Here is a 12412-nt window from a genome sequence, read left to right on the forward strand (position 1 = left end):
GCATCGCCCTACTGCCTTATGCCAGGCCTTGTTGCAAATCCAAATGCAGGCGCACGGTGCTGGCGTCGCCCGGCATCGGCGTTACGGAAAAACCCAGCTTGCGCACTAAGGTCTGCACCCCGGTGTTGTGGCTCAAGGCCTCGCCAATGATTTCGCGCGTGCCCCGGCTGCGGTAATAATCGACCAGTTTTTGCATCAGGATGCGGCCCAGGCCGCGCCCTTTTAAGTCGGAGCGGATGATAATGCCAAACTCGGCATGCAAATTATCCGGGTCTGCAATCGCGCGCGCCACGCCCAGGGTCTGCGCGCTGCCATCGGGCAAGGTGCGGCAGGCGATAAACGCCATTTCGCGGTCGTAATCAATCTGCGTCAGGCGCGCCAATTGTGAGGGTGGCAATTCGCGGATGCTGGAAAAGGTGCGAAAGCGCAAATCTTCATGGTCGAGCGAATTGAAAAAGGCCAGATGTTGCGCGCCATCTTCGGGACGGATCGGGCGCAACACCAATTCTGCGCCATCCCACGCCAGGCGCTCCTCCAATTCCTGCGGATAAGGGCGGATCGCCAGCCGCGCTACGCGTTGCGAGGCGCGGTCGCTGCCGCCAGACTGCGCCACCGCGCGCAGCTGCACATGGGTATCCAAGGCCAAGACGCCATGCGCATCGGCTAACAAAGGATTGATTTCCAGCGCTTCAACCTCTGGCAAATCCGCCACCAGCTCGCCAATCGCAATCAAGGCCGCACAAATCGCCTCTTGATCACAGCCCGGCTGCTGACGAAAACCGCCCAACACCCGCGCCAGCCGGGTGCGCATGAGCAAATCCTGCGCCAACACCTGATTCAAAGGCGGCAGCGCAATCGCATGGTCGGCCAATTCCGCCGCAGCATCGCCGCCATGCGCCAGCATGATCACCGGGCCAAACACCGGATCGGTTATCACCTTGATGCATAAGGCGAATGCCTGTGGCCGGCGCACCATCTGCTGCACCGCAAAACCGCTGATCTGCGCATGCGGAATGGCGCGCAAAACCCGTCTTTGCAAAGCCTGCGCAGCTTCGCGCAAACCGGCTTCATCCTCGATATCCAGCGCCAATCCGCCAACATCCGATTTATGCGCGACTTGCGGCGACAAGACTTTCAGCGCAAGCGGATAAGCAATTTCGCGCGCCACTGCCAGCGCCTCATCGATGTTGGCGGCAATGCGCGTGGCGGGAATCGGCATGCCATAGCAGGACAGCAGCTTCTTGGCTTCCACCTCATCCAGAAAATTGCGCTGTTGCGCCAAGGCCTGGCGCACCACTTTTTCCGCACAGGAACGATCAGGCGCATGGCCGGCCGCCAACGCTGGCGGGGCCTGCATCAATAAATCCAGATTGCGCCGGTATTGCACGATTTGCATAAAGCTTTGCACCGCTTTTTCCGGCGTTTGATAGGTTGGAATGCGCGCATCGCTGAAAATCCTGCGCGCTTGCGCGACACTCGCGCCACCGAGCCAGCAAGCGATGAAATTGCGCGATGCGCGCGCGGCCAGCCCCACCACCGCCTGCGCGATTTCGGTCGAAGAGACCAGTGCGGTCGGTGCATGCAGCAGCAAGACCGCATCCACTTCCGGCGCACGTAACAAGACTTGCAAGGTCTGCACATAGCGCGCTACTGGCGCATCGCCGCTTAAATCAACCGGATTGCCGCCTTGCCAGCCGGCTGGCAACACCGCTTGCAACTTCTCCAGCGTCTCCGCGCTCAACTGCGCCAGGCGGCCATCGCTGGCCAACAGCGCATCAGTTGCGATCACCCCCAGCCCGCCACTATTGGTAACGATCAGCAAGCGTTCGCCGCGCAAAGGCTTGGCGCGCGCCAGCGTTTCCACCGCATCGAATAAAGCTCCGGTGGTGGCCACCCGCAGCATACCGGCGCGGCGCAAAGCCGCATCCACCACATCATCCTCGCCCACCCTGGCCCCGCTATGGGCAATTGCAGCGCGCGCGCCTTCCGCGCTGCGCGCCGATTTCAACACCACCACCGGCTTATTGCGCGCAGCGGCGCGCGCGGCGGACATGAATTTGCGCGCCGCGCCAACCTCTTCCAGATACAGCAAAATTGACTGGGTGTCGGGATCGCTGGCCAGATAATCCAGCACATCGCCGCAATCGATATCATCCGCATCGCCGAGTGAGATAAAGTTGGAAAAACCGATGCCGCGCCCGTGCGCCCAATCCAGCACACCGGTGCCAAGCGCGCCGGATTGTGAAATGAAAGCGATTTTGCCCGGCAAGGCCGGCAGATGGGCGCAACTGGCGTTGAGTTGCAAGGCGGGGGACAGCAAGCCGATGCCATTCGGCCCCAACACGCGCAAGAGATGCGGTCGCGCCGCATCCAGCATGGCCTGGCGCAATTGCGCGCCGTTATGGTCGAGTGCGCCAAAGCCGGCGGTCAGCACTATCGCCGCCTTACAGCCTTTTTTCCCCAATTCAGCAATCAGGGCCGGCACGCTGTCCGCCGGAGTGCAGATGATGGCCAGATCCGGCGCCGCCGGCAAATCCGCCACAGCGGCCCAGCAATCCAGGCCGAGCAAGGCTTGATATTTGGGATTGACCGGGTAAATCCGCCCGGCATAGCCGCTGCCCACCATGTTTTGCAACACCGTCGCGCCAACGCTGCCAGCACGCAGCGTGGCGCCGATAATGGCGACGGAGTCGGGCTTGAACAGCTTTTCCAGATTTCTGACACTCATCACAGGCCCCACAGGATGGCTTGAAGCGTCTATCTTGCCATGAGTGCGCGCGGGCGCAAAGCGCGGCGCGCATCAAAGATTATTGCGGGCAGGCAAATCGCAACAGATGCCAGAGAAAACATCCCGTCGTTTTACCTTCACCATGCATTTTGAGTGCAAGTACATTGTTGAATTGATTTTATTTTTTCAGTAAAATGATTATTTTTAATTGAGCCAATCATGCGAAAAACCAAACCCATAGTATTTTTCCGGAAAGAAAATATTAACACAAGGCAATTAAAAACAGGAGTGAGTGATGCTGACTTGATTGCAATCAGGGAGAAAATCCTGCAAGACATTCTCCTCAGCAAAAATAAAGGTGATTTCACAACTTTTTTGGAAATCATTGAAAAATGACTGTTCGAATATTTACTCACAAACACTTTAAGGCAAACTGCCCCGATGAAATGATTGCCGAAATAATCAATGATTTCAGAAAATATAAAAATGGAGATGGTCAGCCCGAGAGATTCGGACGTGACGTTCCTTTTGACGAATCAAAATACACATCTGATGCAGGTTTAATGCACATACATGTAAAAGATGCATCATCAAAGAATTGGCATTTAAAGAAAATAACCTATCACAAGACCAGCAACACAGCATTGATATACTGTGAAGCAAGTCGTAATCCAGGATACTTTCTTCTGATTGGATTTGTACAAGAAGCACATCAGTACTATCGCAAAGAAAGGCAAGCCTTGCTTGCCATGGCAGACATTGCCGAAGATTTTCGTAAAGTATACTAAGGAGATTGCATGATGGAAGTTAAGCTCACATGGCAAACTGGAGCACCTGCGCAAGCAGATCTTTATCTTGTCGCAAATGAATTGAATGAATATTCCGGCTGCTATGAAATCGCGAGCTGGGACGGCGAGCAATGGGAGCATGATCACCCGGAAAATATCGTGGCATTTATCCGGATTGGTGATTTTTTCAAGCAGGTGAAAATTGCCTGGCCATTACCGAGACCAGAAAAACCTGAATACACAAAAATTGAAGGCGGCTGGGACGAGGTGTGACTCAATACACGTCCAACAAATTAAGACGGCTGGCGCCAAGTGTTGAACTGAGATTGGCAAAGGCAGGGGCTATACAGTTAAAACCATGCCCCCCCTTTGTCACTCACACCTGCTGCGGCCACTTCGTCAAATAGCGCAACAACAGCTCCGCCGGATAAGCGCTCATATGTCCGCAACCGCCCAGGCGCGGATCCGGCCCCGACAGTGTTCCCTGCGCCAGAACGCGTTTGCCGTTCAGTTTGCGGCACGCCTCCACATCAAAGCCCAAACTGCCTGCACCTGTCCACAGTGAAAGCGAGCTGCTGTGTCCTGCGCTTTCGCTTAAAGGATAATGCTCCAGGGCAATGCGTTCAAATGCGAAGTGCAAGATCCCCTCCAGGGTCACGTCTTGCCCGGCCAACACGTCCAATTGCGCCAATGCCGCCTTCACACTGATAGTTTGCATCGCTCACCACCGCGAAAAATGATCTTCCGTCACGCCCGGCAACTGGCGCACCGCCACCGCCGGCGCACCCGGCCAGGGCTTGACCCAGCCATTGAAATGGCCGACCGGCTGAAAATAGCGGCTGGCGGCCAAGCCCAGGTTTTTATTTTGCGCGCGCACGCCCGCCGGGATGAATTCCAGCTCAAGCAAACCATCTTCCGTACTGATGCGCCAGGGCGCGCCGGGTTGCGCCGGATCAAATACAAAATGCGCAGGCCCCAGCGGATACAGCGCGCCATCCAGCCACAAGGCATTTTCCTGCGCGCCAAAATATCCCTGTTGCAAATTAAAGCCTATCCCCCGCGCATGCGCCGAGGCCCAGCGCCAGGATGTTTCGCGCGCCAAGGAGCCGCAAGAATAATCCAATGAAGCCACCCCGCCATCCAGCACAATCTTGCGCGCCCCCAGGCGCAACTCGCCGCGCATAGCCCAGGCTGCAGATTTTTGCGTGGCGTGCGCGCGGCGCGTGTTGGCGCCATGCTGCACTGTCCCCACCGCCAGCAAAGCCGGCGCCGCGTCCGTCGCATCCAGCTCGGCGTCAATCTGCAACTGCGCCGTATTCACCTGCAGACGGTAACGCTGGCTGCCGGCTTGATGCGCAAAGCGGATCTGTGTCCCGCCGGCGGAAAACAGGCAATCCGCGCCGGCAAATGGGGCGCCGGACAAGCGCGCCGCGAGCGGCAGTCCTTCGCGGCTGATGGCGAAAATTTCGCGTGCGCTGTCCCACTCAAAAACATACGCAAATGCTGAACTGACCCACCCCAGGTGCACCAGCGCAATGCCGCAAAACACTTCATCCGTACACAGCGCCAGATAACGCCAGCGCTTATGGCGCAAGGGACGCAGCAACGGCCCCGGCAAAAGCGAGGTATGCACCCCGCGCCAGTCCAGACGCGCCAGATCGCCGGCGAAACGGCCAAAACGCGGCATGCCATCACTGCCCAGCAAATGCGGCGGGGCCGGCGGCAGCACAAATTGCTCATGCGCGCTCAACACGGCAGCCCCCGGCAAAAGCGGATCAAATTCCAATCCTGCCGCATCTGGCGGCAGTAATAAGGTTTCACTCATCTTCATCCTTCAACAAATCTTCCCGTCCGGCCAGGCGCATTTGCAGCGCTTGCAACAGACTGCGGCCAAACGCGGCATCGCTGGCATACGTCAGGCTGGCCGCCGTGCAGCCATGCCAGGCGGCGCAGGCGGCAATCGCACGCGCCAGATCGGTTTGCAAAGCGGCCGATGGCTTCACTCCCGGTTCCAAATGCAGCGCCTGCAAGGCGAACACGCCTTCGCGCCGGTGCGCCTTGGCGTCCAGCCGCCCCACCAACTGCCCGCGCCGCAGCAGCGGCAGGCAAAAATAGCCATAACGGCGGCGCGCCGCCGGCGTATAACACTCGATGCGGTAATCAAAATCAAATAATTCAAGGGCGCGCTGTCTATCCCAGACCAGGGGATCGAATGGCGACAGCAGCGTGCTGTGAGTGGGACGCAAATTGGCGGCGTCTTGCAATAATGCCAGATTGTCCGGGTGCGCATACCAGGGGCTGTGCTCACCCTCGACTTGCACTTCCAGCAATAAACCCTGCTGCGCCAGTACTGCCGGATGCGGTTGCGGCCTGGTTTTACAGTGGCGGTAATAGTCGCCCAGCCAGGCCGGCTTGGCCACACCCAGGCGCAAACAGGCGCGCAAAATGAATTCCTGCTGCGCCGCCTCGCGCGTCAGCGCTTGCGCATCGTCCCAATCCGGCAGCACGCGCGCGGCCAGATCATACACGCGCTGAAATTTTTCGCGCCGCGCGATCATCACTTCGCCACGCGTGAATAAGACTTCGAGCGCGCGTTTTTGCGGCTTCCACTCCCACCAGCCGCCGCCCTTATGCTGTTTGGCCTCAAAATCGGCGGCGCGCACCGCGCCATGCTGCTGCAAATGCTGCAAGACTTCTTGCAAGGCGTGCGGATGCTGGCGGCGCCAGTTTTCGCCGGATTTCCAGCCCATCGCCGCCGGATCCAGCATGCGGTGACGCAATAGCGCATAGTCGGCTATCGGCACGAAGCACGCTTCATGCGCCCAGTATTCAAACAAGGCGCGCTCGGCCAAAAGCTGTTCCAGCCAGCGCATATCGTAGTCACCCAGGCGGCTCCACAACACCAGATAGGGGCTGCGCGCCACCACATTGATGGTATCAATTTGCAGCACACCCATCTGCTGGATGCAAGTCAGCACATCGGCTTTGCCGGCGCGGGCGCGGCGGGGTTTGAGTAATTGCAGGCTGGCCAATTGCACCGCGCGCGCTTCGCGCCGGGAAAGTTGCAAGCGCGCACTCATCGCCGCGCTCCACTGCCGCACAGAATAGGAAAATCAACAGAAATCATCATGAAGAAAGGAAGATTGTTGCGCGGCAAGGCGATCAGCGCCGCCGCATTGGCTCCGGGTCCGGCGAGAATCCGGCGGCCATGCGCGGCCAGATCATCACCCGCAATTCACCCAGGCCGCTGATACCGCCCTCCAGTAAATCGCCCTCTTGCACCTCGGCCACCCCTTCCGGGCTGCCGGTAAAGATCAAGTCGCCTTGCTTTAATTCAAAAAAACGTGACAGTTGTTCGATGGTGTCGGGCACATTCCAGATCAGCTTATCAATATTGCTGCGCTGCCGTTTGGCCCCGTTCACATTCAGCCAGATTTCCCCTTCCTGCAGGGGGCCGGTTTGGCTGATCGGATAAATCGGCCCGATCGGCGCCGCATGGTCAAAGCCTTTCGCGGTACACCAGGAGCCGCCCATGCGGCGCGCCTCGATTTGCAAATCGCGCCGCGTCATATCCAAACCCACCGCATAACCCCACACATAGTCCATCGCCAGCGCAGCGGGAATTTCAAATCCATCCTTGCCTATCGCCACCACCAGTTCGATTTCGTGGTGCAGGTCGTGGGTTTGCGGCGGGTATGGCATCTGCCCCACCGCCCCGGCTGGCACCGGCAACACAGCGTCTGCCGGCTTGGTGAAGAAAAAAGGCGCGTCCCGCCCGCTGCCGCCCATTTCAATGGCGTATTTTGCATAATTGCGGCCAACGCAATAAATTCTGTGGACAGGAAAGAGTTCATGTGCGCGCCCGGCAACCGGAACAGCGGCGGGCGGCAAAGGCGGAAACACATACGGCATCGCGAACTCCTGGTGAGGGCGTGGGGAAGATTATGCCATTGTCTGCGCGGCTTGCGGCTTTTGCCACCGAACTTGCTGTGTCCAGGGCATTCCGCTACCATCATAACTCCCGGTTTCGTGGAGTGTGAAGTGAGCCTTGCTCTATCTCAGTTTCAAACCGCTCTCAACAGCCTTGCGCCCGCCACGGCTGCAGTGGTGCAACAATCTTTTGCACTGCTGGATGCGCAATTGCAAGCCAATGCGCATAGCGAAAATGTTCTTCCATCGTCTGACTTTATCTCACTTTTGCAACGTTTCGCCGACGAACTTGGCGCCAGCGCGCCCGACCCCAGCCAAGCCAAACAAGCTTGGTGCGCCGCCTGCTACGCGCATGGGCGCAGAGGGCGTGTGATGCCAACGGCAACGGCCCCAATCATGCTGGGCCGGGTCAACACCGTAAAAAATCAGGCAAGGTGGATTAATCAAAGCCCGGCTTCCAAATTCAATGCAGACGAAGCGAAAGAGTTTTTGCTCGATGAAGAGCATGACCCGGATTTTATTGCCGCCTTGCGCCAGGCATCGCTTGGCAAATACAACCTGTGGGCAACATTTGACGAGCGTGACAGCGCACGCAATCCATTTACCGGCTTGCCACAAAATTATGCCGGCATCACTGCCGCGCTGGGCTTGAATATGACCGAACCCATCATTACTTTGGTATGGGAACATCGTCTGGCCGGTGCGCCAGCCTTGCACCGGCCCACCATTGCCGATGCGGCGGAAAATCCGCTGTTCCGCCCGCATGGCGATGCAGATGCATTTTGGGGTTACACTTACCCCAGGCCATATGCCACGCCATTGCCGCCTATGCCGGAAGTGGTGTTGCAGGAAATTAGCGGCGCCGGTCTGCAGTTGCCATATAAAACGTTTAAGAGCTAAGGGCAAACAGTGAGTACGCATCCCCTCGACGACTATGATCATGCGCAAATCAGCGCCTGGCTGAGGCAAGCGCTGCATGGCAAGGCAGCCCTGCCCCGCGTCTTGCCGGACGAGGCTGCGCATTTGGCCCTGATGCGCCTGGAGCTGACACTGCAAGCGCATACCCGACGTTCTTTGCAGCAGGCCTGCAAGGATTTATTGCGCGAGTTTTGCCACAGCGCGCAAGGCGACAGCCTCTATTTGCATGAATTGCTGGGACTGGTTGACCAGTATAAAGATCATGAACAAATCCACCTGCTGCTTGGTTTGGTGGCGCGCTTTCCAGACTTGCCCTGTTTGCCCCTGCCCATCAAAAATGCGGTGTTGAGCGTACTCAGCATGCACACCACACCGCAGCCGCTTACTTTTTGGCGTGACGTGTTGCAACAAGACCCATATTTTGCCGCGCGCGCGATTTCGGGCGCTTTGGCCAGCGATAAAATGCAGGCGTTGGATTTACTGCCGCTGATGCCAGATGATGCAGAAGAAGGCGGCGCGACCAAACTGAAGCTGAACCGGGCCTGGAAAACCATGGAATTTGAGCAGCGCGAACGTTTTGTGCAGGCGATTCAAGCCATCTTACCGTCTTGCCGCGCCAAGTTTGCCACACCAATTGCGGCTTGGCTGGAAACCAAACAGCCGATACCTGCGCCGCCGTCAAACGCGCGCCGCGATGTCTGCCACAACCCTACTTTACTGTCCGCACTGCAAACATATCTTTCTGGTGAGCAGTTCAATCAGCAACGACTTTCAATTGGCGCCCCCCGCCTGTCTGCATGAACATGACTGAAAACCCGATACTCGCGCGCTTTATTACCTTTTACTCTTTCAAGGGCGGGGTGGGCCGCAGCATGGCGCTGATTAACTGCGCCGCCTTACTGGCCAAACGCGGTTTTCGCGTGCTGGTGATTGATATGGATTTGGAAGCGCCCGGCCTGTCCTTTTTGCTGCGCAAAAACATGGGTGAGCAAACCCAATCTGGCGTCACCGATTTGCTGTTGGACGCGCTTGCGCGTGGCAGCGAGGCGGATTTATTTGCTGCGGATATGCAGCAAGTCATTGCGCAATACAGCAATGAATTTGCACTCACAGAATGCCATGCCGAAGGCAGTTTGCGCATCATGCCCGCAGGCAAGCTGAATCAGGACTATACCGCCAACTTTGAAAAACTCAATTTGCGGCAACTGTATGAAGATGGCGTGGGCGAACCCTTGATTCGCGCCTTGAAGAAAAAACTCGCCGAAAGCGGAGAGCTGGATTATGTATTGGTGGACAGCCGCACCGGCTTTTCGGATGAAGCTGGCGTCTGCACGCGCGATTTGGCTGACTATTTGATTGTATTGAGTGGCTTGAATCAACAAAACATTGAAGGCGCCAGCAGCTTTTTACGCCAACTGCGTATTGGCAGTGCGGGACAGGCTAAGTTTGACATCGTGCTCAGCCCGGTACCCAATGGCGAAGACGATTTATGCGCCCAGCGCAAGGCCCAGGCGCAGCAAGCCTTTGATGAAGCCTGGGGCGGCGCGCTCAAGCTGGAACTGGAGATTCCCTATCACCCGCGTTTGGCCCTGACGGAAGAGCCGCATGTATCACGGCAAAGCAAGGGATATTTAAGCGAGGCGTATCAAAAAATTGAGCGGCAGGTTTTGCGCGGGGTTGGGCATGACAAACAAAGTTTAATGCAAACTTGCCTGCATGCACTCAAGATAAAGAATTATGTGCATGCTTTGCAAGCCGCCGCCGTCTTGCAAAAAATGGATGTGTCCGGGGAAGCACTGGTTGCTTTGATTTTCAGGCTTTTCGTAAAGTTCGAAAATGTCAGCGCCCCTCTGCAGATCAAATCCGATCTGCCGGAATTGCCAGCGATACTGGGGCACGAAGCAGGCCGGCAATTTATCCGTTTTTTAATAGCGCATGTCTCGTTTGATATCAATATTGATGTTGGCAAGATGATGCTCACCCGACTCAATGAGCTTGATGCTGAGCTGACTATAGATTTGTTGAAGAGATGGTGTGCAGCAAAGCCTGAGGATGCGCGTGTTTTGGGCGCCTATGCCTATTTTTTAGAAAAGCAAGGCGATCTGACCCAAGCGCAAGCGTTTTACCTGCGCGCCATTGAGGTGGATCCAGATGATGCAGACAACCTTGGCAACTACGCCCTCATGCTCGAAAAGCAAGGCGATCTACCCCAAGCACAAGCGTTTTACCTGCGCGCCATTGAGGCGGATGCCAAGCACGCGAACAACCTTGGCAACTACGCCAGTTTATTGCACGAACAAGGCGATCTGACCCAAGCACAAGCGTTTTACCTGCGCGCGATTGAGGCGGATCCCAAGCACGCGAACAACCTTGGCAACTACGCCCTCATGCTCGAAAAGCAAAGCGATCTACCCCAAGCACAAGCGTTTTACCTGCGCGCCATTGAGGCGGATCCCAAGCACGCGATCTGCCTTGGCAACTACGCCCTCATGCTGCAGAAGCAAGGCGATCTGACCCAAGCACAAGCGTTTTACCTGCGCGCCATTGAGGCCGATCCAGATGATGCAGACCACCTTGGCAACTACGCCGATTTTCTGGAAAAGCAAGGCGATCTGCCCCAAGCACAAGCGTTTTACCTGCGCGCCATTGAGGCCGATCCCAAGCACACGAACAACCTTGGCAGCTACGCCCTCATGCTGCAAAAGCAAGGCGATCTGCCCCAAGCGCAAGCGTTTTACCTGCGCGCCATTGAGGCGGATCCCAAGCACGCGATCTGCCTTGGCAACTACGCCCTCATGCTCGAAAAGCAAGGCGATCTACCCCAAGCACAAGCGTTTTACCTGCGCGCCATTGAGGTGGATCCAGATGATGCAGACAACCTTGGCAACTACGCCCTCATGCTCGAAAAGCAAGGCGATCTGACCCAAGCGCAAGCTTTTTACCTGCGCGCCATTGAGGCGGATCCCAAGCACGCAGACATTCTTGGCAACTACGCCAATTTCCTGCACAAACAAGGCGATCTGCCCCAAGCGCAAGCTTTTTACCTGCGCGCCATTGAGGCGGATCCAAATGATGCAGGCAACCTTGGCAACTACGCCCTCATGCTGGAAAAGCAAGGCGATCTGCCCCAAGCGCAAGCGTTTTACCTGCGCGCCATTGAGGCGGATCCCAAGCACGCAGGCATTCTTGGTAACTACGCCCTCATGCTGCAAAAGCAAGGCGATCTGCCCCAAGCACAAGCGTTTTACCTGCGCGCCATTGAGGCGGATCCCAAGCACGCAGGAATTCTTGGTAACTACACTCTCATGCTCGAAAAGCAAGGCGATCTACCCCAAGCACAAGCGTTTTACCTGCGCGCCATTGAGGCGGAACCCAAGCACGCAGGCATTCTTGGTAACTACGCCATCATTCTCGAAAAGCAAGGCGATCTGCCCCAAGCACAAGCGTTTTACCTGCGCGCCATTGAGGCGGATCCCAAGCACGCAGGAATTCTTGGTAACTATGCCATCATGCTCGAAAAGCAAGGCGATCTGCCACAAGCACAAGCGTTTTACCTGCGCGCCATTGAGGCGGATCCCAAGCATCCAAACAACCTTTGCAACTACGGCCAGCTTTTATCAGCGCAAGGTGAGTTTGCAAAAGGCGAAGAAACCCTATTGCAAGCATCGCAATATTTTAATGAAACCGATGCCGCCAATCGTGCCGAAACGCATTATGCACTGTGGTTGACCCAACGCATGCAAGGCAAAGACGCCAGCGCCAGTTTGCGCGTTTTTCATTCCTGCCTGATGCAAAATTTTGCACGCTACAACTGGAATTTTGACGCCATGTTGGCGCAAGCACGTCAGCGCTTATCAGCCTCCGAAATGGAATTCGCGCAAGCCTTAGCGGCGGCGTTTTTAGATGCGGATAAAGTCAGCGCACTCGATGCATTTGCTGACTGGCGTGATGTGAGCGTCTAAGCTGGCGCCGGTTTCAAGACTAAGCGGCCAAGATTGATTCCTTGCGCTTTGCTGGCAAAGCCCCTCCCCGCCTGACATCAGCGCCA

The 12412-nt window shown here is 56.7% G+C and carries 12 protein-coding genes; 6 read left to right on the forward strand and 6 right to left on the reverse strand.

All coding sequences use genetic code 11. The features are described from left to right. Positions 1–16: 16 nt before the first annotated feature. The gene (locus tag V8J88_RS14210) at positions 17–2728 is read right to left on the reverse strand and encodes a bifunctional acetate--CoA ligase family protein/GNAT family N-acetyltransferase (protein WP_338844796.1); all 2712 of its coding nucleotides are present in this window, start codon (positions 2726–2728) and stop codon (positions 17–19) included. Positions 2729–2947: 219 nt separating this feature from the next. Here V8J88_RS14210 and V8J88_RS14215 point away from each other — a divergent pair, with 219 nt between their 5' ends. Genes V8J88_RS14215 through V8J88_RS14225 form a run of 3 tightly spaced genes read left to right on the forward strand, consistent with a single transcriptional unit; the run spans position 2948 to position 3789 of the window. After that, on the forward strand, positions 2948–3124 hold the full coding sequence (locus V8J88_RS14215) for a hypothetical protein (protein WP_338844797.1): 177 nt from the start codon (positions 2948–2950) through the stop codon (positions 3122–3124). After that, positions 3121–3516 carry a type II toxin-antitoxin system YafO family toxin gene (locus V8J88_RS14220; RefSeq protein ID WP_338844798.1) on the forward strand — a complete coding sequence of 132 codons (396 nt, stop codon included), beginning with the start codon at positions 3121–3123 and terminating at the stop codon, positions 3514–3516. The genes V8J88_RS14215 and V8J88_RS14220 overlap by 4 nt, the downstream gene beginning before the upstream one ends. 9 nt (positions 3517–3525) lie before the next feature. Then, positions 3526–3789, forward strand: coding sequence for a hypothetical protein (locus V8J88_RS14225; RefSeq protein ID WP_338844799.1), 264 nt, complete (start codon positions 3526–3528; stop codon positions 3787–3789). 103 nt (positions 3790–3892) lie between these two features. Here V8J88_RS14225 and V8J88_RS14230 read toward each other — a convergent pair whose 3' ends face one another. The 4 genes from V8J88_RS14230 to V8J88_RS14245 all read right to left on the reverse strand — a co-directional run bounded on the left by V8J88_RS14230 (position 3893) and on the right by V8J88_RS14245 (position 7428). Beyond that, on the reverse strand, positions 3893–4234 hold the full coding sequence (locus tag V8J88_RS14230) for a hypothetical protein (protein ID WP_338844800.1): 342 nt from the start codon (positions 4232–4234) through the stop codon (positions 3893–3895). A 3-nt stretch (positions 4235–4237) separates the two neighbouring features. Then, positions 4238–5341, reverse strand: coding sequence for a DUF2804 domain-containing protein (locus V8J88_RS14235; RefSeq protein ID WP_338844801.1), 1104 nt, complete (start codon positions 5339–5341; stop codon positions 4238–4240). Continuing rightward, positions 5334–6596, reverse strand: a complete 1263-nt coding sequence (locus tag V8J88_RS14240; RefSeq protein ID WP_338844802.1) for a crosslink repair DNA glycosylase YcaQ family protein — start codon at positions 6594–6596, stop codon at positions 5334–5336. The genes V8J88_RS14235 and V8J88_RS14240 overlap by 8 nt, the downstream gene beginning before the upstream one ends. Positions 6597–6678: 82 nt before the next feature. Continuing rightward, positions 6679–7428 carry a fumarylacetoacetate hydrolase family protein gene (locus V8J88_RS14245; RefSeq protein WP_338844803.1) on the reverse strand — a complete coding sequence of 250 codons (750 nt, stop codon included), beginning with the start codon at positions 7426–7428 and terminating at the stop codon, positions 6679–6681. 195 nt (positions 7429–7623) lie between these two features. Between V8J88_RS14245 and V8J88_RS14250 the strand changes: the two genes are divergently transcribed. Together V8J88_RS14250 and V8J88_RS14255 are read left to right on the forward strand one after the other, a co-directional pair. Beyond that, positions 7624–8346 carry a hypothetical protein gene (locus V8J88_RS14250; RefSeq protein ID WP_338844805.1) on the forward strand — a complete coding sequence of 241 codons (723 nt, stop codon included), beginning with the start codon at positions 7624–7626 and terminating at the stop codon, positions 8344–8346. A gap of 9 nt (positions 8347–8355) precedes the next feature. After that, on the forward strand, positions 8356–9165 hold the full coding sequence (locus V8J88_RS14255; RefSeq protein WP_338844806.1) for a hypothetical protein: 810 nt from the start codon (positions 8356–8358) through the stop codon (positions 9163–9165). A 251-nt stretch (positions 9166–9416) separates the two neighbouring features. Here the strand turns inward: V8J88_RS14255 and V8J88_RS14260 are convergent, their stop codons facing one another. Next, on the reverse strand, positions 9417–9743 hold the full coding sequence (locus V8J88_RS14260; protein ID WP_338844807.1) for a hypothetical protein: 327 nt from the start codon (positions 9741–9743) through the stop codon (positions 9417–9419). 204 nt (positions 9744–9947) lie between these two features. Between V8J88_RS14260 and V8J88_RS14265 the strand changes: the two genes are divergently transcribed. Then, entirely contained in the window at positions 9948–12326 is a 2379-nt protein-coding gene (locus tag V8J88_RS14265) for a tetratricopeptide repeat protein (RefSeq protein WP_338844808.1), read from the forward strand. The last annotated feature ends 86 nt before the right edge of the window (positions 12327–12412 follow it).

The sequence above is a fragment of the Massilia sp. W12 genome (genome assembly GCF_037300705.1).
Taxonomy (GTDB): domain Bacteria; phylum Pseudomonadota; class Gammaproteobacteria; order Burkholderiales; family Burkholderiaceae_D; genus JACPVY01.

Bases quoted from the DNA above. Each gene is read 5' to 3' on its own strand.
- V8J88_RS14245 (WP_338844803.1), bottom strand. From the start codon at position 7,428: ATGCCGTATGTGTTTCCGCCTTTGCCGCCCGCCGCTGTTCCGGTTGCC.
- V8J88_RS14210 (WP_338844796.1), bottom strand. From the start codon at position 2,728: ATGAGTGTCAGAAATCTGGAAAAGCTGTTCAAGCCCGACTCCGTCGCC.
- V8J88_RS14240 (WP_338844802.1), bottom strand. From the start codon at position 6,596: ATGAGTGCGCGCTTGCAACTTTCCCGGCGCGAAGCGCGCGCGGTGCAA.
- V8J88_RS14225 (WP_338844799.1), top strand. From the start codon at position 3,526: ATGATGGAAGTTAAGCTCACATGGCAAACTGGAGCACCTGCGCAAGCA.
- V8J88_RS14230 (WP_338844800.1), bottom strand. From the start codon at position 4,234: ATGCAAACTATCAGTGTGAAGGCGGCATTGGCGCAATTGGACGTGTTG.
- V8J88_RS14235 (WP_338844801.1), bottom strand. From the start codon at position 5,341: ATGAGTGAAACCTTATTACTGCCGCCAGATGCGGCAGGATTGGAATTT.
- V8J88_RS14220 (WP_338844798.1), top strand. From the start codon at position 3,121: ATGACTGTTCGAATATTTACTCACAAACACTTTAAGGCAAACTGCCCC.
- V8J88_RS14215 (WP_338844797.1), top strand. From the start codon at position 2,948: ATGCGAAAAACCAAACCCATAGTATTTTTCCGGAAAGAAAATATTAAC.